Raw genomic sequence first — 19,138 nt, forward strand, 5'->3', positions numbered from 1 at the left:
CAGCCCGTCCGGGGCGGCCCGACCTCTGCGCAATGTCTTGACACACCGTTTGTGAGCGCTAACAATACGACCCGGCGCGCCGCACCCCGACCGGCGCCGCCTGCACCTGCCACCCCAACTCCCGGTGCAGCAAGCAAGATCGGGCCTGTGGGCACACTCGGCCCGCCTGACCTGCATGCCCTCCACCACTCCGACGGCGGCGGCAACGGCACCGTGCGGCACCACCGTCGACACCACCCGCCCCGAGCCGGCACGCCCCCACCGGCCGCAGCAGTGAGGACACCCCACCCGTGCACCGATACCGCCCCACGACCGCACGCATCACCCGACTCCTCCCGGCCCTCGTCGCCGCGCTCGTCGCGGCCCCCCTCGCCACCCCCGTGCCCGCGGCCAACGCCGCGACGGCGTACAGCGGTTACGTCATGGGGTACTTCACCGAGTCGAACCAAGGGCTCGGCAACAACTACGGCCTCCACCTCGCGGTGAGCAGCGACGGCCTCGAATGGACCCCGCTCAACCAGAACGCGCCGGTCGTCACCCCGACCGCGGGCACGAAGGGCCTGCGCGACCCGTTCATCCTGCGCAAGCAGGACGGCACCTTCACCGTCATGGCCACCGATCTCGCGGGCACGGACTTCTCCCAGACCAACCAGTACATCCACGTCTGGGACTCCACGGACCTGCGGAGCTTCACCAACTACCGTCGGGTGAAGGTCCATTCGATGGCCACCACGCACGCCTGGGCGCCGGAGGCGTTCTGGGACGCCGGCCGGGGCCAGTACGCGCTGATCTACTCCGCCAACAACGGCACGCGCGACGTCATCATGGCCGACTACACCACCGACTTCACCACGTTCAGCGCACCGGTGACGTACTTCGACCCGGGCTTCGGCATCATCGACGCCGACGTCGTGGTGGGCGGCAGCGGCACCAACTACCTCTACTACAAGAAGGGCAACGAGCTCTACGGGGCCAAGTCCACCTCGCTCGCGGCCGGTTCGTTCAACACCACCACCTACACCGGTCCGATCGCCCACGGCGGCACCGAGGCGCCGATCCTCGTGAAGTCCCTGACCGGCAACGGCTGGACGCTCTGGGGGGACACCTACACCCCCAACGGCCTCTTCTACGCCTGGCAGACCTCCGCCATCGACGGAGGCGTCTGGACCGCCGCCGACCAGCGCACCTACACCCAGCCGGTCAACTCCAAGCACGGCACCATCACGCCGATCACCGCCACCGAGATGGCCGCGCTGAAGACGACCTGGGGCACGCCCGCCTGGAACCGGCTGAAGTCCTACAACTACCCGGGCGACTTCGTACGGCACAGCAACTTCACCGGCCGCATCGACGCGTTCCCGTTCGACCCGTACCTCGACGCGGAGTGGAAGATCGTCCCCGGCCTGGCCGACGGCACGGGCGTCTCCTTCGAGTCGGTCAACTTCCCCGGACGCTACCTGCGGCACAGCGGGTTCGCCGTCGTGCTGAACGCGAACGACTCCACCGCGCAGTTCGCCGCCGACGCCACCTTCCACCGCACGGCGGGCCTCGCGAGCTCCGGCGCGGTGTCGTACTACTCGCACAACTACCCCGACCGGTACCTGCGCCACGCCGACTTCCAGCTGCGCATCGACCCGCTGTCCGCCGCGTCCCCCGCCACGGACCGCGCGGACGCGACGTTCCTGGTCACCAGCTGACCGCCTGCGCCCGCCGGCCGCCGCCCGGCCCCGCCCGAACGCCGCGGGCCCGCCTCCGCACCCGCGTGTACGGGTGGCGGAGGCGGGCCCGCGGCCGGGTCGTCCGGGGGGGGCCGGGCGGCCGGTGCTACGGCTGGACGAAGACGGCGACGGTGTGGGCCGGCACGGTGAAGGTGCCGGTGGCCCGGTCGTACGCGGCCTGCCGGACGACCGGGTCGGTGCCGTTCAGCTGCACCGGGTGGAGCGTCTGGCGGCTGCCGGCGAGACCGGGCAGGGTCTGGGTCCGGGAGGTGGAGGTGGCGTTGTAGACGACGGTGACGGAGGTGTAGGTGCCCAGACCGCGGCCGTCGAGGTGTTCGGTGATGACGCCGGGGACCTCGCCGGGGGTGCCGGAGAGGGGGAAGGTCAGGCGCTGCTGGACGGCCCTGGCCGTGGTGAGGGAGAACAGCGGGGTGGAGCGCTTGATCCGCAGGAACTGCTGGTACTGGGCGCTGGTGCTCGCGGTGTCGGTGCAGCTCGGGACGAGCGCCGGATCGGCGAGCAGCGGCTTGGCGTAGCTCCAGGCGCTCTGGCCGCCGAGCGGGAGGCCGTGGCCGAAGCCGTTGCCCTGACTGCAGTCCCAGTGGATGGCGTTGAACCAGTCGCCGCTGTCGTAGGAGTTGCCGTCCAGCGACTTGGAGCGGAGCAGGTCGGTGCCGGCCTGCACCATGCCGGGCCCCTGGGAGAGGGTACCGGTGGCGAGGGCGAGGGCCTGCAGGCGGGCGCGTTCGGCGGGGGTGGTGCCGGCGGGCAGCTTGTGCGCGAGGCTGTCGTACAGGGCGAGGTTGTCGTGGGCGTCGACGTAGGTGACGGCTTCGCCGGGGGCGGCGGTGTAGCCGGCGGGCGTGCCGTTGTAGTCGATGCCGGAGCCCTTGCGGCGGGTGCCGTCGGAGGTGGTGAAGGTGTAGTCGGCGAGGTTGCCGGTGAGGCCGAGCTTGACGAGGTCCATGTCGTGGAGCAGGTCGGCCTTCTGCTGCTGCGGGGTGCCGTTGAGGGGTGCGCCGTTGGGGTCGGTGAACTGCCCGGTGGCGAAGCCCTGTTCGCGCGGGTCGGTGTCGGAGGGGCCGCCGCCGCGGACTCCGTCGCGCAGGCGGTCGTTGAAGGTGCCGATGCCGGTGCCGGCCATGTTGGCCTGGGTGGCCTGCACGAAGCGGGCGTCGTCCGCGACGACGCCGTAGTTCCAGCCCTCGCCGTAGAGGGTGGTGGCCTTGCCGTCGATGCCGTCGCGGCGCAGGGTCAGTCCGCTCAGCGAGTCCTTGACGTCGAGCACGGTCTGCTTGGGGTCGAGGCCCATCAGGTCGAAGCGGAAGCCGTCGACGTGGTACTGCTTGGCCCACGTGGTGACGGAGTCGACGACGAGCTTGTTCATCATCGCGTTCTCGGGTGCGGTGTCGGCGCAGCAACTGTCGCGGGTGACGGTGCCGTTGGCGTCCTGGCGCTGGTAGTAGCCGGGGACGACCCGGTCGAGTACGGAGTCGGGGTCCTGGCCGGCGGCCGCGGTGTGGTTGTAGACGACGTCCATGACGACGCGCAGTCCGGCCTGGTGGAGGGCCTGCACCATCGCGCGGAACTGGACGGTGCGGGCGCCGCCGTCGGGGGTGGTGGCGTAGGAGCCCTCGGGAACGGTGAAGTGGAAGGGGTTGTAGCCCCAGTTGTAGGCGTCGGCGGCCTGGGTGCCGGTGATGCAGGCCTGCTGCTGGTCGGAGTCGGGCGCCATGCCGGGCAGGTCGCATCCGGGGGTGGTCTGGTCGGCGCGCTTCTCGGCGGTGCCGGCGAAGTCGAAGGCCGGCAGGATCTGCACGGTGGTGACGCCGGCGGCGACGAGGTCCTCGAGGTGCTTCATGCCGGCCGAATCCGGGTCGGTGAAGGCGAGGTAGGTGCCGCGTTCGTCGGCGGGCAGGGCGGTGTCCGCGGCCGAGAAGTCACGGATGTGGAGTTCCTGGATCTGCTGCTGTCCGGCGGTGATCGCCTTCGGCGACGCGGTGTCGTCCCAGCCGGGCGGCGTCAGCGTGGCGTCGTCGAGGTCGACGATCTGGCTGCGCCGGGAGTCCGCCGACAGGGCGAGGGAGTAGGGGTCGGTGACGGTGTTGGTGACGGTCCTCAGCACGCTGGGGGCCCAGACCCTGACCTGGTAGCGGTAGTACGTGCCGTTCCAGCTCCTGTCGCCCTCCACCGACCAGACCCCGGTGGCCTCGTCGAGGGTCAGGGGGACGGTGCGGGCGGCGGCGGAGGTGGCGGTGTCGTACAGCTCGACGGTGACGGACTGCGCGGTGGGTGCCCACAGGGAGAGCGTCGGCCTCTTTCCGTGGAAGACGGGGCCGAGTTCGGCGTGGGCGGCCTTGGCGGCGTAGAGGCTGTCGAGTACGCCGGCGGTCTGCAGGCCGGTCGCCGTGGTGAGGTTCCCGGTGGCGTCGAGCGCGGCCACCGCGCTCTGGCCTTTGACCAACTGCTTGGCCTTGGCGGCCCATTCGCGCGGGACGTGTAGTGCGGTGAGCTTCGCGAGGTGCGGAAACTTCACCTTGAGGGCGGCGGGCAGGCCCTTGGGGTCGCGGGTCAGCGGGATGCCGGTGCCGCCGGTGATGCCGGTGCCCGCAGCGGTGAGACCGCCGTCGGGGGCGGTGGCGAGCTGGAAGGTCCTGGCGGTGGCGGCGGTGGCGCCGAGGTCCCAGGCGATGGTGTCGGGGGTGAGCCAGTACGCGGACCGGGGTGCGAGGCTGGGCTTGGGCTGCCCGGCGTAGACGCTGAGGACGCGGGAGGACGCGGTGTAGCTGAAGGTGGTGGCGTCGCCGGTCTTCGCGACGGTGAAGGCGGTGTCGGTGCCGTCGACGGGGGCGGCGGGCAGTCCGAGGGCGGCCCTGGCGTGGTAGCCGCCCGCGGGCAGCGCGGTGGTGGTGAAGGTGGCCAGGCCGTCACCGTCGGGGTCGGTGAGCCAGGCCGACAGGCAGTCCACGGCGTCGGCGGTGCAGCCGAGTTCGTCCAGGAAGTCGCCGGTGGCGGTGACGACGGCGGTGTTGAGCGTGTCGGTGATCCAGTGGGTGGCGGGGTCGTAGAGGAAGGTGACGTCCACGCCCGCGGCCGGGACTGCGAGCGGAATGTTGGCACCGCCCGGTGCCGCGTTCAGGCCGTAGTTGACGTCCCAGCTCTTCTCCAGGGCGGCCTTGTAGGAGTAGGCGCCGGCGGGCAGGTGCGCCGAGAGCTGCCAGATGCCGTCGGGGCGGCGGGTCATCTGGGCCTGGTCGCAGTCGGGGGACCAGTCTCCGGGACAGCCGAGCAGGTGGTCGAGGTCGCCGGCCACGGCGACGGCGGACGGCGTGGCCGCCCGGTCGGCGGCCAGGGCGGGGACGGGGGCCAGGCCGGCGGCGGTGAGGACGACGGCGGTGGCGACGGCCTGGCGGGCGCGGCGGGATCTGTGCGCGGAGGCGGGGCGGGGGGTCATGGCACCTCTTCGTGTCGCGACGGGTGTGGGGCGGCGGCGGGCGCTGGGCGGGCGCCGCCGGGAAGGGGGCTCAACGGATGGTCCACCAGGCGGTGGTGTCGGCGGGCAGCACGGTGTGCGGGCCGCTGCGGGGGCCGTCCGCGGCCAGCGGCGCGCTGGCGAGGGCGAGTTCGCCCGGGGTGGGGATGGTGACCGGTTCGGCGGTGAGGTTGACGGTGCAGCGCAGGACGGCGCCGTCCGCGGCGGTGCGCTCGAAGCTCAGGACGCCCGCGGGCGAGTCGAGCCACCGGAGGTTGTCGGCGCCGCCGAGTGCGGTGTGCCGGCGGCGGTAGGCGATCGCGGAGCGGTAGAGCTCCAGGGTGGAGGTGGGGTCGCCGGTCTGCGCCTCGACGCTGAGCTGCGCCCACTCGGCGGGCTGCGGCAGCCAGGACGGCCCGCCGGGGGTCGGACCGAAGCCGTACGGGGCCTCGGTGCCCGACCACGGGATCGGCACGCGGCAGCCGTCGCGGAAGCCGTCCTGGCCGGCCGCCCGGAAGTACGACGGGTCCTGGCGGACCTCGTCGGGCAGGTCGGTGACGTCCGGCAGGCCGAGCTCCTCGCCCTGGTAGATGTACGCGGAGCCGGGCAGCGCGAGCATCAGCAGGCTGGCGGCCCGGGCGCGGCGCAGGCCGAGCTCCCGGTCGCCGGCGGTGCGGATCTGGGTGCCCAGGCCCGGCTCGTTGGCGAAGCGGGTGGCGTGCCGGGTGACGTCGTGGTTGGAGAGCACCCAGGTGGTGGGCGCGCCGACCGGGCGCATCGCCTCCAGCGACTCGTCGATGACCTCGCGCAGCGCCTCGGCCTCCCAGGAGCAGGCGAGGTACTGGAAGTTGAACGCCTGGTGCAGCTCGTCCGGGCGGACGTAGTTGGCGGTGCGCCGGGCGGTGGGCGTCCAGGCCTCGGCGACGCCGATCCGCTCGCCCGGGTACTCGTCGAGGATCCGGCGCCACTCGCGGTAGATCGCGTGCACGCCGTCCTGGTCGAAGCAGGGGGTGGCGCCGGTGCCGAGCAGCTTCATCGGGTCGTGGGTGCCGAGGTCGGGCAGGCCAGGGGCCTTGACGAGGCCGTGGGCGACGTCGATGCGGAAGCCGTCGACGCCCTGGTCGAGCCAGAACCGCAGGACGGATCGGAACTCGTCGGCGACGGCCCGGTTCTCCCAGTTGAAGTCGGGCTGCTCGGGGGCGAAGAGGTGCAGGTACCAGTCGCCGGGGGTGCCGTCCGGGTCGGTGGTGCGGGTCCAGGCCGGGCCGCCGAAGACGGACTCCCAGTCGTTGGGGGGCAGTTCACCGTCGGCGCCCTGCCCGGGGCGGAAGTGGTACCGCTCGCGCAGCGGCGAGCCCGGTCCTTCGTCCAGCGCACGCCGGAACCACTCGTGCCGGTCGGAGGAGTGGTTGGGCACCAGGTCGACGATGATCCGCAGGCCCAGGGCGTGGGCGTCGCGGATCAGGTCAGTCGCGTCGGTGAGGGTGCCGAACATCGGGTCGACGGCGCGGTAGTCGGCGACGTCGTAGCCCGCGTCGGCCTGCGGGGAGGCGTAGAACGGCGACAGCCAGACCGCGTCGACGCCGAGGTCGCGCAGGTGCGGAAGGCGGGCCCGGACGCCCGGGAGGTCCCCCATGCCGTCGCCGTTCGCGTCGGCGAAACTCCGCGGATACACCTGGTAGATGACCGCGTCACGCCACCAGTCGGCTCTGCGCGCGGCCCCGGCGGTGGCGTCGGCGGCCCCGGCGGTGGCGTCGACTGGCCGGTCGGTTGTGGCGGGATGCTGGGTCATGGGTGTCCTCACGACGGCGGCGCGTGGCGCCTCGGCAACGGTGGGTGACGATCAGGAGGTGCGGCGTACCGTCCGCCCGGGCGGGCGGGGTTCAGCCCTTGGTGCCGCCGGCGGTCAGGCCGGCCACCAGGTGCTTCTGCACGACGTAGAAGACCAGGCCGGCGGGTACGGCGATGAGCACCGAGGTGGCGGCCATGTAGTTCCACTGCGAGTTGAACTGGCTGACGTAGGTCTGCAGTCCGACGGCGAGGGTGTACTTGTCCTCGGAGAGCATGAAGTGCGAGGCGTAGGCGACTTCGCCCCACGCGGTGATGAAGGTGTAGAACGCCGCGACGGAGAGGCCGGGGCGGGCGAGCGGGACGACCAGGCGCCAGAACGTGCCGAACGGCGACAGCCCGTCGATGCGGCCGGCCTCGTCGATCTCCTGCGGGATGGTGTCGAAGTAGCCCTTGAGCAGCCAGGCGCAGTACGGCACCGCGGTGGAGCAGTAGATCAGGATCAGGCCGCTGTAGGTGTCGAGCAGTTGGAGGCCCGCCATGATCTTGTAGAGCGGCACCATCAGGACGGCGACGGGGAACATCTGGGTGAGCAGGAAGGTGTACATCAGCGAGCCGCGGCCCGGGAAGCGCATCCGGGAGACGGCGTAGCCGGCGCTCGCCGCGATGAGGACGCCGACGGCGGTGGTGCCGAGCGCCACGACGACCGAGTTCAGCATCCAGGTGCCGAAGTCGGTGTCGGTCAGGACGTGGCCGTAGTTCGCCAGCGAGGGGTGGTGGAGGATGCGGCCGGGGTGCTGGTAGTCGAACTTGCCTGCGCCCAGGGAGATGAAGGCGATCCAGAGCACCGGGAACGCCGCGACGAACGCCATGACGGTGAGGCCGCCGTGCAGGGTGACGGACGACGACCTCCGGCGCCGGCCGCGCAGCCGGGGCCCCGCACCGGCACGGCCGGTGGCGGGCGCGGCGGTGGGGGCCGCGGTGGTGGGGAGCGCGGCGGGCGCGGTGGTGGGTGTGGTGTCGGGCGCGGTGGTCATGCGAGGACCCCCTCGTCGTTGCGCTTGAGCCAGCGGCGGTAGACGCTCGTGAAGACCACGAGCAGGGACAGGCAGAGGATGCCGACGGCGGCCGAGGAGGCGTAGTCCTGGGGTTGCCGGCCGAAGAAGAGCTTGTAGGCGTACGTCACCAGGATCTGGACGCTGTCGCTGTTGGTGCCGAACAGCAGGAAGATGACGTTGAACTGGTTGAACGTCCAGATGACGCCGAGCAGGATCACGGTGCTGCTGACGGGCCGCAGGCCCGGCAGGGTGACGTGGACGAACCGCTGCCAGGGGGTGGCGCCGTCCATCTCGGCCGCCTCGTGGAGTTCGCCCGGGATGGCCTGCAGGCCGCCGAGGAGCGAGACCATCATGAACGGCACGCCGCACCAGATGTTGACGCCGACGGCGGCGGCCTTCTGCGCGAGCGGGTCGCTGAGCCAGGACGGGCCGGTGATGTGGGCCAGGCCGAGCAGTTGGTTGACGGCGCCGTCGTCGGCGAGGACGAGCCGCCAGGCGAAGATCGTCACGAAGGTCGGGACCGCCCAGGGCAGGATCAGCAGCATCCGGTAGAGGCCGCGGGCGCGCATGTCGCGGTTGAGCACGACGGCCAGGGCCAGGCCGATCGCGTAGGTGAGGGCGACGCAGGCGACGGTCCACCCGATCGTCCAGACCAGGTGGGGCCAGAACTGGTTGTTGGCACCGGTCAGGATGTCGGTGTAGTTCCGGAGCCCGACCCAGTGGTAGGTGTCGGGGATGTGGTTGGCGCCGATGGTGCGGCCGACGTTGCGGCTGGTGGCGTCGGTGAAGCTCAGGTGGATCCCCTGGACCAGGGGGTAGCCGACGACGGCGCCCAGGACCAGCACCACCGGCAGGCACATCGCCCACGCGTACCAGTACCGGTCGTAGGAGTGCTTGATGCGGTGGAGCAGGCCCGTACGGGGCGTGGTGCGGGCGGTCTCGCCCTGGACGGCGACGGTCATCTGACACCTCGGGAGGCAGGGAGCGAGCTGCGCGCCGCTCCGCCGGTCGGTTCGCCGCGCGGGCGCGGCCGGCGGAGCGGGCGGCTCCGGGACGGGGTGGCACCGGTGCCGGCCGGCCGCCCCGGCAGAGAGGGCGGCCGGCCGGGCCCGGGTCACCGGGTGGCGTAGTCCGGGATCAGCTTCTTGGCCGCGGCCGCGACGTTGTCCAGCCCGGCCTTGGTGCTCTCCTGCCCGGAGAGGATCTTGATGAGCTCGGTGCCCAGCGGGTCGTAGAGGGAGCTGTACTGGGCGAGTTCGGGTCGCGGCTGCCCGGAGGCGAGGACCTTCTGGTAGCCGGCGATGCCGAGGTTCCTGGTGACCTCGGGGGTGTAGGCGTCGGTGCGGGTCGGCAGCGTGGAGTTCTTGCCCGCGGTGTAGACCTGGGAGTTGGCCGAGGTCATGAAGGCGATGAACTTCTGCGCGGCGGCCTGGTGCGCGGCGTCCGAACCGGCGTAGGCGACGAGGTTGTGGCCGCCGAGCGGGGCGCCGGCCTTGCCCGCGGAGCCGGCCGGGAGGGTGGCGATGCCGAGGTTGTCGTTCTTCAGGAACGCCTGGCTCTTGAAGACGTTCGCGCTCTCCCAGGGGCCCTGGACGATGGAGGCGGCCTTGCCGCTGCCGAAGGCGTCCATGACGTCGGCGTAGCCGTTGCTGGTGGTGTCGAGCTTGGCGACGCCCGGGGAGGCGACCAGGGCCTTCAGGGTGTCGATGCCCTTGACGGCGGCCGGCGAGTTGACGGTGATCCTCTTGCCGTCGACGTCGATCATGTCGGTGCCCTCGCCGTACAGGAACGGCATCGCGTAGTAGCCCTGCGGGTTGAAGGCGAAGCCGTCCACCCCGGTCTTCTCCTTGACCGCTGCGGCGTCGGCCTTCAGCTCGTCCCAGGTGGTGGGGGCCGCGGTGATCCCGGCCTTGGCGAAGAGCTCCTTGTTGTACATCAGCGCCAGGGTGTCGGTGACCTGGGGGATGCCGTAGAGCTTGCCCTGGTACTCGGCCTGCCGGACGAGGTTGGGCTGGAACGCGGCGGCGTCCTTCGCGGCGTCCGTGCCGTCCAGGGGTGCCAGGTAGCCCGCCTCGGCGAAGGCCGGGGTCCAGCCGACGTCGGCCCGCAGGACGTCCGGGGCGCCCTTGCTGCCGGCCGCCGTCTGGAACTTGCTCTGGGCGTCGGCGAAGGGGACGTTGACGTAGGTGACCTTGACGTCCGGGTTGGCCTTCTCGAAGTCGGCCACCATGACCTTGAAGGTCGGCGCCTCGTTGGTCGCGTCCGAGGTGTCCCACCAGGTGATGGTGACGGGACCGGATCCGGCCGCGCCGGAGCTGCCGTCCGAGCCGCAGGCGGTCAGCGAGACGGTGATCGCCGCTGCCAGCGTGAGGGCCGCGATGCCACGTCGCATGGTGACTCCTTGAGGAGGTGGGGGGTGCGGTGGGAGAGATCCGGGGGTGGTCGCGCCGGGCCGCCGGAGGAGTCCGGCGGAAGCGGGCGAGGTGTCCCTTGGTGCGCACGGCGGATGCTGCACCGAGGGCCCGGGTGGTGGGCGGGGCTCCGCCGGTCGCGGCGGGCAGGTGCTGCCCGGATTCCGCGAGGCGGGCCGTCGCGCCGGTGTTCTGACGCCGATGACGTTAGCAGGTAACTAACAGGAGTTAGCTAACGTTTATGTAACACGCTCGACGCACCGCGGACACGGCCCGGACGGTTCCCCACCCAGTCGATGGACAGCGCCGCCGGAACGCAGGAACGGCGCCTTCCCGCCCGCTGCCACCGGGAGGGAAGGCGCCGTTCCGCGCGCTCGCCGTGTCTGCCGAGCCCGCCGAGCCGCCGTGTCCGCCGTGTCTGCGCGCCTGCCGCGCCTGCCGCGCCCGTCAGCCGTTGGGCAGGACGGCGTCCCGGGCGGCGCGCACGCGGGCGCTGGAGTCACGCACGATCAGACTGGTGCCGAGCAGCTGGTGCGGGTGCTGGTCCTCCCCGCGGATCGCGGAGATGAGGAAGTCCGCGGCGGTGCGGCCCTTGGCGGCGATGGCCTGCCGGACGCTCGTGAGTCGCGGCCTCAGCCACGCCGATTCGGGCAGGTCGTCGAAGCCGGTGACCGAGACGTCGTCGGGCACCCGCAGGCCGAGGTCGTGCAGGGCGTCGACCGCGCCGAAGGCCAGGATGTCGGAGAGCGCGACGATCGCGGTGGGCGCCGTCCCCGGCGCGGCCATCAGGGCCTTCGCCGCGCGGTAGCCGTCCATCCGCGTGGCGGGCACCTCGACCAGGGTGACGTCCTGCAGATCCATGCCGACCTGGGAGAGCGCGTCCGTGACACCGGCCATCCGGCGGGCCAGCGGCCCCCGGTAGCCGCGCTCGGCCCGCTCCGGGCCCGGGTCGATCGAGAGGAGCGCCACCTTGCGGTGGCCGAGCTCCAGGATGTGCCGGGTGACCTCGCGCGCGCCGCTCTCGTCGTCGACGTCGACGCTCGGCACGTCCGCCCACGGGCTGCTGTCCACCAGGACGAACGGGATGCCGCGCCGCTGCAGCTCGGCGACCTCGCCGCGGTCGTGCTCCAGCCCGCACACCACGAAGCCGTCGACCGCCGCGTACGGGATCGCCTTCAGCATGGAGTCGCGCAGCGGCGGGGTGAGCAGCAGGGTGTACCCCTGTTCGTCGCAGACCTGGCCCACCCCGGTGAGGAACCGGGCGTAGTACGGGTTCTCCATGATCTTGGCGAGGTTCTGCGGGAGCAGGACGCCGAGCGACTGGGTCTGCCCGGCCTGCAGCATCCGCGCCAGGGTGTTCGGGGAGTACCCGAGCTCCTTGGCGGCGGCGAGGATCCGGTCACGGGTGGCCACGGAGAGCCGCTCGGGGCTGTTGAACGCGAAGGAGACCGCGGAGCGCGACACCCCCGCCGCCTTGGCCACATCGGTGGAGGTGGGCCGTGACCGCCCGGCCGGGGCCGGTCCTGGCGTGCTCGCCGACATCGTGTCCCCGCATTCGTAGGTGCGTTCAGGCTGCTCTCGGAACGATAACGCATGTTACTAACGTGTCATGCGCGGTCGGCGCAGAAGCCGGCCGACCTGTCTCGTCGAAGTCTGACGAGTCTCGCCGAAGTTTGACCGGCAACGGCTTGTCCCGTCGAAGTTCGGCCACCGGGTTCAGAGGTGGTCGCCTTCGAAGCCATCCCGCTCGACGTCGCCGCGACCGCCCGCACCCCGGCGCGACCGCCCGCACCCCCGACGCGACCCTGCGGGCCGCGCAGCGCCGACACCAGCGAAGCGGATAAGTAATCCGCATGTGCTAGCGTCGGCGCAAATGGATGACCTATCCGATTCCTGGAGGGCGTGTGCGCAAGACAGCTGTGGTGACGGCGGGGACCGGAGGCATCGGACTGGAGACGGCCCTGGGCCTGGCCGCCGCCGGGTTCTCGGTGACGGTGGTCGGGCGAGACCCGGATCGCGGTGCCCGGGCGGTGGAGCGGATCAGCGCCGTGGACCCGTCGCGTCCGGCCCGGTTCGTACAGGCCGACCTCGGCTCGCTCGGCCAGGTCCGCGCGCTCGCCGCGCGGCTCGCCGATGATCCGCTGACCGTCCTGGTCAACAACGTCGGCGCGATGTTCCCGCGGCAGACGGAGCTGAACGGCGTCGAGGCGTCCTTCGTCGTCAACCACCTCTCGCCGTACCTGCTGACCGAACTCCTGCTGCCCGCCCTGAAGGCCGGCGCGCCGAGCCGGATCGTGAACGTCACCTCGGGCGCGGTCGGCGTCGCCAAGCGGGTGTTCGACTCGGTCGAACCGCCCGGCGGCTACTACGGGTTCCACTGGTACGGCCGTGCCAAGCTGGCGCACCTCGCCCACACCCTCGACCTGGCCCGGCGCCTGGACGGTACGGGCGTCTCGGTGTTCGCCGCCGACCCGGGCGGCGCCGCGACGGAGATGACCGACAACACCCTGACCGACCCGGCGATCGTCTCACCCGCCCTGCGGCTGCTGTGGCCCCTGGTGCGCCGCCGGTTCGAGCGCTCGACGTCGGGTTCGGCGTCCGTCGCCGCCCGGCCGTCGATCGTCGCCGCCACCGACCCGGCCCTCGACGGGCGGACGGGCGTGGTCATCGGAGCCGACGCGCAGCCGCACGCGCCGTTCCGTGCGGCCACCGACCCCCGGACCGCGGCGGCCGTACGGCGGCTCAGCGAGCAGTACGCGCCGGTCCCCGCTCATGCGGATGGGCCATCCGATTAGCATGTCCGGATGACCACGCCCCTGCGCAAGGATGCGGCCCGCAACTGGGACCGGATCGTCTCCGTCGCCCGCGCCCTGGTCGACCAAGGCGCCGCGTTGCAGCTCAACGACGTCGCCCGGCGCGCCGGGCTCGGCGTGGCCACCGTCTACCGGCACTTCCCCACCCCTGAGGCGTTGCTGGAGACGGTGGCCGCGCCCTGCCTGGAGGCGCTGGTCGCATACGCGGAGCGGGCCCTCGCCGAGCCCGATCCGTGGACCGCGCTGGCAGGCTTCCTGCAGCGCACCGTCGAGGCCCAGGTCACCGACGCCGCCCTGCCCCCGGTCGCCGCCGCGCCCGTCGACGCCCTGCCACGCACCACCGAACTCAAGACGGCACTCCGTACGGCCGGCACCGCGCTGCTCGACCGCGCCCGCACTGCGGGCGCGGTCCGACCCGACCTGACCGCCGCCGACCTGGTGCCCCTGATGTGCGGCATCGCCCACGCAGTCGACGTCCACGGCGGCGCCCCCGCCGACCGCGCCGCCACCGCCCACCGCTACCTGGCCACCCTCCTCGGCGGCCTGCGCACCACCCCGCAGGCCGGCTGACCCGCGCTCCGCCACCGACCGACCGGCGCCCCGATCACGGCCGCGGACACCGACCACCCCGCCGTCGCCCACGCCCACCGTGTCCTGCCGGTCGCCGATCCGGAGACCCGGGACGCGATTGGGGCAGCGCGATGACGGCAGCGGAGACCGCCTCTGCGGCGCGCACGCTCGCACCCGGGGCCCTTCGCCGCGAGCTTCGCCGAGACTCGTCAGAGTCCGACGGGACGGGTCACCGGCCCGGCCCGCCGAGGGGCGGCGCGGGGAGGCCGCACCGAGTGCGCCGGTCGCGGCGGGTTTCGACCGACGCCTTGACCGCGCCGCCGTTCACCCATTATTAACATGAGTTAGCAACCTGCCGACCAATGCGCGACCCCAACGGTCGGTTGCCCCACCCGGTCGGTTGCCCCACCCGGTCGGCTGTCCCGGTCGACTGCCCCCAGCGGTCGGCTGCCGCGCCGGCCGGCCGAACGCCCGCCGGGTCGCGTCCCGGACGCGTCCAGGCCCCGGCAGAACCCGCCGGGCGGGCGCACAGCTCCTCCTCCCCACCCACCGCCCCGCCCGTGTGCCGCCTGCCGCGGGGCTCCACAGGAGGTCCCACCCGTGCACTCCGCACCCGGCCCGTCCACGCCGCGAAGAGCGCCCGCCCGCGTGGCACCCGCCGTCCTCCCCGCCGCCACCCGCACCGTCGCGGGGTTCCGCGGCACCTGAGCCGTCCGGGGCCCGCAGGACCTGACCCCCGCGCGCCCCGGACACCCGGTCCGGCCTCCGCACCGGAGCCCCGGACCACGCCCCCACCCCCACCCCCACCCGACGCCCGACGCCGCCACGGCCGAGGGCACCCACCCAGCAGAGGTCCCCCACATGCACCGCACCCACCGCCGCCCCGGGCGGCAGCGAGCAGCCGCCGCCACGGCCGTCGCCGCAGCGGCAGCCCTCGGACTCACCCTCGTCGCGTTCCTCCCGTCGCCCGCCGGCGCCGCCACGCCCGGCACCGTCTCGGTGCCCGGCACGTTCAACAGCGAGATCGGCTGCGCCGGCGACTGGGCCACCGACTGCGCGCAGGACCAGCTCACCCGGCGGGCCGACGGGCTGTGGTCCGCGACCTTCGACCTCCCCGCCGGCAGCTACGCCTACAAGGTGGCGATCGACGGGAGCTGGACCGAGAACTACGGCCAGAACGGCACGGCCGGCGGCGCGGACATCCCGCTCACCGTGCCGGCCGGCGGAAAGCCCGTCACCTTCGTCTACGACCCGGCGACCCACCGGATCACCGACGACGCGGCCAGCAGGACGGTCACCGCCGCCGGCAGCTTCCAGTCCGAGATCGGCTGCCCCGGCGACTGGGCCCCCGACTGCCTGCTGTCCAAACTCCTGGACACCGACGGCGACGGCACCTACACCTGGGCCACCACCGCGATCCCCGCGGGCAGTTGGGCGGTCAAGGCCGCCATCGACCGTTCCTGGGCGGAGAACTACGGCCAGAACGGCACGGCCGGCGGCGCCGACATCCCGTTCACCGTGCCGGCCGGCGGCGCGACCACCACCTTCGGCTACACCGCCGCCACCCACCTGCTGACCGTCGTGAGCGGCACCGGCTCCACCGCCACGCCCTCCCCCGGCCCGACGACCACCCCGCCCGGCACCGGGAACACCCTCGGTGCGATCTGGACCAGCACCGGCACGACCTTCCGGATCTGGTCGCCGGACAGCACCGCCGTCACGGTCGGCGTCGGCGGCAGGACCTACCCGCTGAGCCCGGTCACCCTCGGCGGATACAGCGGCGTCTACCAGGCCGTCGTCGCCGGCGACCTCAAGAACCAGCCGTACCAGTTCTCCGTCGGCGGCAACGCCGTCCGCGACCCGTACGCCCAGATGGTGAACCCGGGCACCACCCAGGGCGTCGTCGTCGACTCCGGCTCGGTGCTGCCGACCGGCGGCAGCTGGGCCGCGCGGCCCGCCCGCACCAACCGCGAGGACTCCGTCGTCTACGAGCTGGACGTCCGGGACTTCACCGTCGACGCCAGCTCCGGCGTCGACCCGGCCAAGCGCGGCAAGTTCCTCGGCCTCGTCCAGGGCGGCACGACCGGCAACGGCGTGAAGACGGGCATCGACCACCTCAAGGAGCTGGGTGTCACCGACGTCCAGATCCTGCCGTCCTTCGACTTCAACAGCACCGTGCCCAACTGGGGCTACGACCCGGCGAACTACAACGTGCCCGAGGAGCAGTTCTCCCAGTACACCGCGCCCGAGGACCGGATCCGCGAGTACAAGGACATGGTCGACGCGTTCCACCGCGCCGGGATCCGCGTGATCATGGACGTCGTCTACAACCACACGGCCGGCAAGGACGTGTTCGGCGGGATCACCGGGAAGTACTACAACGGAACCGACCTCTCCGGCACCGGCAACTCCGTCGACGACGGCAACCCCATGGTCAGCCGGATGATCCGCGACTCCCTGGAGCACTGGGTGCGCGACTACAACGTCGACGGCTTCCGCTTCGACCTCCTCGGCGTCCACTACTCGACCAACGCCGCCGAGTGGGGCAGCTACCTCAACGCCACCTTCCCGGAACGGCAGTTGCAGATCTACGGCGAGCCCTGGAGCGGAGGCGTCGCCGACGCCGCCGAGGCGCAGAAGGTCCGCTACGCGGCCGTCCCCACGCTCGCCGACGCCCACGTCGGCGTCTTCAACGGCGCCTACCGCGACGCGATCAAGGGCGGCACGCAGGACGCCGTCATGGCGTACATGAACGGCGGCGGCACCGCCTCCTCGATCGCCCTCGGCATGCGCGGCTCACCGCTCGCCGCCAAGAGCACCGGCCGGCTCGCCGACACCTGGAACCCGGCGTTCGCCTACGACCCCGAGCAGACCGTCAACTACGTCTCCGTCCACGACGACCTCAACCTGTGGGACAAGATCACCTACTCCGGCGCGACCGGCGGAGCCACCGGACGGGCCGGCCGGATCGACCGCTTCGCCACCGGCATGGTCCTCACCTCCCAGGGCATCCCGTTCTTCGCCGAGGGCGACGAGTTCCTCCGCTCCAAGGTCGTCGGCGGCAACTACGAGACCGCCAAGAACTCCTACAACGCCGGTGACGACGTCAACGCGATCCACTGGGGCGACAAGGCGGCCAACGCCGCCACCTTCGCCTACTACAGGGACGCCATCGCCCTGCGGAAGGCCACGCCCGCCCTGCGCCTCACCACCTGGGACGCCGTCAGGAACCAGATGTCCACCCAGGTGAACGGCGCCGTCGTGGTCTCCTCCATCAGCTCCAGCGCGGGCGCACCCACCGGCTACGACACCGTCGTCGTCTACAACCCCACCGACAGCAGCTACACCACCACCCTCCCCGCCGGTTCCTGGACCAAGGTCTTCGGCACCAACGGCGCCACCAGCGCGACCGGGAGCGTCGCCGACCCGCTCGCCGTGACGGTCTTCCGGAAGAACTGACCCGCGCCACACGGGAGCCCCCGTCCCTGCCGGGGTCCGTCCGCGCCGCCGCCGTCCCTCCGTGGCGGCGCGGACGCCCGTCCGGTTCCGACCCGCCGGCCCGCCGCGGGCCGGCGGGTCAGAGCCGGGTGGTGCGGGTGTCCGCCCCGAAGTCGTCCAGGAGCGCCAGGGCAGCGCCGTGGGCCGCCTCGTCGCGGGCGGCGGGCGAGGTGCGGGCGGGCCGGCCTTTCGCGTCCAGGTAGATTCCGGTCCGGCCTTCCAGCGCGGCCGACGACGCCGCGGCCAGCGTGGAGGCGGCGGCCGTGTCGGCGCTGCGCCGAGCCGGGCCGAGCCGGTAGTACAGGCCCCAGCCGGCCCGCATCGCGGGCGGCAGGAAGGTGCGGTCCATGGCGCGGGTCATGCCGGTGTCCGCCGGGCCGGGGTCGACGGCGGTGACCGTCACCGGGCCGGTGCCCGGCTCCCGGGCGAGCGCGAGGCCGGCCATCAGGACGAGCAGCTTGCTGCGGGCGTAGACGGTCATCGCGACGTACGGCCCGGCCTCCGCCTGCGGGTCGTCGAGCGCGTCGACGGCCCGCCGCACCATCTTGTGCGCACCGGAGTTGACCAGCACGACCCGGGGGGCCCGGCCCGGCTCCGCGCTCGCGGCCAGCCGGCCGAGGAGCAGCCGGGTCAGCAGGACAGGTGCGACGGCGTTGACGGCGAGGTTCGCCTCCAGGCCGTCCGGGGTGCTCCGGCGGGAGCCGTGGTTGACGCCGGCGTTGTTGACCAGCAGGTGCAGCCGGGGGTGGTCGGCGAGGATCCCGTCGGCGAGCCGACGGACGTCGCCGAGCACGCCGAGGTCGGCGATCCGCAGGTGGACGGCCTCGGGGGCGATGCCCGCGGCCTCGGCGATCCGCCGGACCGCGGCGTGCCCGCGCTCCGGGTCCCGGCCGGTGACGACGACCTCGGCGCCGCGACGGGCCAGCCCGACGGCGGTGCTCAGGCCGATGCCGCCGGTACCGCCGGTCACCAGGGCGACCCGCCCGGACAGTGAACGGTCGGGAGCTCTCGTGCTCACGGCCGCCTCCTCCCATGATTCGGGTAGAGCAATGGGTGCAGCGAATGCATTCAGTGCATTGACTGCACCGAATGGCCGCACCCGGATGGTAGGCCGAGCCGAGGCCGACTGCAACACCTGCACTTCCTGCAGCACACGTATCCGATGCAGTCACTGCACCGGAAGGGCTAGGATGGAACGCATGGACCAGCGACCCACCCTGCGCGAACGCGAGCGGCAGCAACGGCACCGGCTCATCGCCGACACCGCGCTCCGGCTGTTCGCCGACCGGGGGTTCGAGGACACGACCGTGCAGGACATCGCCTCGGCGGTCGGCATCGCACCCCGCACGTTCTTCCTGCACTTCCCCGGCAAGGACGACGTGCTGTTCGACCTGGACGTCCGACGCTGCGCCGACCTTGCCGACCGGCTCGCCGACCGCACCTCGGGGACCGGCGCGCTCGACACCGCCGCGCAGGTCGTCCACGGCTGGATCACCGAACGGGGCGCCGGGACGGAACGGCTGCTCGCCCGGATCATCGGCGGATCACCCGCGCTCGCCGCCCGCGGCCGCCTCCAGGTGTCCCGCTACCAGGACCTGCTGACCGCCGCACTGCACGCCGACCTCGGCACCGGCCCGGACGACACCCGCCCCGCCATGGCCGCTGCGGCCGCCCTCGCCGGCTGGGAACACACCGGCCGCCGCCACGCCCGCGGCGAGGTGGCCGTCGCAGACCTGCCCGGACTGCTCGCCCGTGCCACCGCGTCAGCCGCCACCCTGCTCACCGGTACCCCCTGACCGGGCTTCCCTCC

The 19,138-nt window shown here is 72.7% G+C and carries 12 protein-coding genes; 5 read left to right on the forward strand and 7 right to left on the reverse strand.

The window, feature by feature from the left end; translation table 11 throughout:
- The first annotated feature begins 290 nt into the window (after positions 1-290).
- Complete coding sequence (locus tag OG335_RS03330; RefSeq protein WP_405009454.1) at positions 291-1,697, forward strand: AbfB domain-containing protein; 1,407 nt, start codon at positions 291-293, stop codon at positions 1,695-1,697.
- A gap of 127 nt (positions 1,698-1,824) precedes the next feature.
- On the opposite strand, the gene pulA is transcribed toward OG335_RS03330, so the two are convergent.
- The 6 genes from pulA to OG335_RS03360 form a co-directional block, all read right to left on the reverse strand.
- Positions 1,825-5,172 (reverse strand): pullulanase-type alpha-1,6-glucosidase, encoded by a 3,348-nt coding sequence (pulA, locus tag OG335_RS03335; RefSeq protein ID WP_405009455.1) that lies wholly within the window; start codon positions 5,170-5,172, stop codon positions 1,825-1,827.
- A 70-nt stretch (positions 5,173-5,242) separates the two neighbouring features.
- Positions 5,243-6,982 carry a glycoside hydrolase family 13 protein gene (locus OG335_RS03340; protein ID WP_405009456.1) on the reverse strand — a complete coding sequence of 580 codons (1,740 nt, stop codon included), beginning with the start codon at positions 6,980-6,982 and terminating at the stop codon, positions 5,243-5,245.
- Positions 6,983-7,073: 91 nt separating this feature from the next.
- Complete coding sequence (locus tag OG335_RS03345; protein ID WP_405009457.1) at positions 7,074-8,015, reverse strand: sugar ABC transporter permease; 942 nt, start codon at positions 8,013-8,015, stop codon at positions 7,074-7,076.
- Positions 8,012-8,998, reverse strand: coding sequence for a carbohydrate ABC transporter permease (locus OG335_RS03350; RefSeq protein WP_405009458.1), 987 nt, complete (start codon positions 8,996-8,998; stop codon positions 8,012-8,014). The genes OG335_RS03345 and OG335_RS03350 overlap by 4 nt, the downstream gene beginning before the upstream one ends.
- A 152-nt stretch (positions 8,999-9,150) precedes the next feature.
- Positions 9,151-10,428, reverse strand: a complete 1,278-nt coding sequence (locus OG335_RS03355; protein WP_405009459.1) for an extracellular solute-binding protein — start codon at positions 10,426-10,428, stop codon at positions 9,151-9,153.
- A 466-nt stretch (positions 10,429-10,894) separates the two neighbouring features.
- A complete protein-coding gene (locus OG335_RS03360) occupies positions 10,895-11,989 on the reverse strand; it encodes a LacI family DNA-binding transcriptional regulator (protein WP_405009460.1) in 1,095 nt (364 codons plus the stop codon).
- Positions 11,990-12,351: 362 nt separating this feature from the next.
- Here OG335_RS03360 and OG335_RS03365 point away from each other — a divergent pair, with 362 nt between their 5' ends.
- From OG335_RS03365 to OG335_RS03375, 3 genes are all read left to right on the forward strand, one after another.
- A complete protein-coding gene (locus OG335_RS03365; RefSeq protein WP_405009461.1) occupies positions 12,352-13,242 on the forward strand; it encodes an SDR family NAD(P)-dependent oxidoreductase in 891 nt (296 codons plus the stop codon).
- A 9-nt stretch (positions 13,243-13,251) separates the two neighbouring features.
- A complete protein-coding gene (locus tag OG335_RS03370) occupies positions 13,252-13,830 on the forward strand; it encodes a TetR/AcrR family transcriptional regulator (protein ID WP_405009462.1) in 579 nt (192 codons plus the stop codon).
- 861 nt (positions 13,831-14,691) lie between these two features.
- Positions 14,692-17,289, forward strand: coding sequence for an alpha-amylase family glycosyl hydrolase (locus OG335_RS03375; RefSeq protein ID WP_405009463.1), 2,598 nt, complete (start codon positions 14,692-14,694; stop codon positions 17,287-17,289).
- A gap of 118 nt (positions 17,290-17,407) precedes the next feature.
- Here OG335_RS03375 and OG335_RS03380 read toward each other — a convergent pair whose 3' ends face one another.
- Positions 17,408-18,346 carry an SDR family NAD(P)-dependent oxidoreductase gene (locus OG335_RS03380; RefSeq protein ID WP_405009464.1) on the reverse strand — a complete coding sequence of 313 codons (939 nt, stop codon included), beginning with the start codon at positions 18,344-18,346 and terminating at the stop codon, positions 17,408-17,410.
- Positions 18,347-18,527: 181 nt separating this feature from the next.
- On the opposite strand from OG335_RS03380, the gene OG335_RS03385 reads away from it, so the two are divergent.
- Positions 18,528-19,124, forward strand: a complete 597-nt coding sequence (locus tag OG335_RS03385; RefSeq protein ID WP_405009465.1) for a TetR/AcrR family transcriptional regulator — start codon at positions 18,528-18,530, stop codon at positions 19,122-19,124.
- Positions 19,125-19,138: the final 14 nt, after the last annotated feature.

Source organism: Kitasatospora sp. NBC_01539, from assembly GCF_045040525.1.
Classification (GTDB): Bacteria; Actinomycetota; Actinomycetes; order Streptomycetales; family Streptomycetaceae; genus Kitasatospora.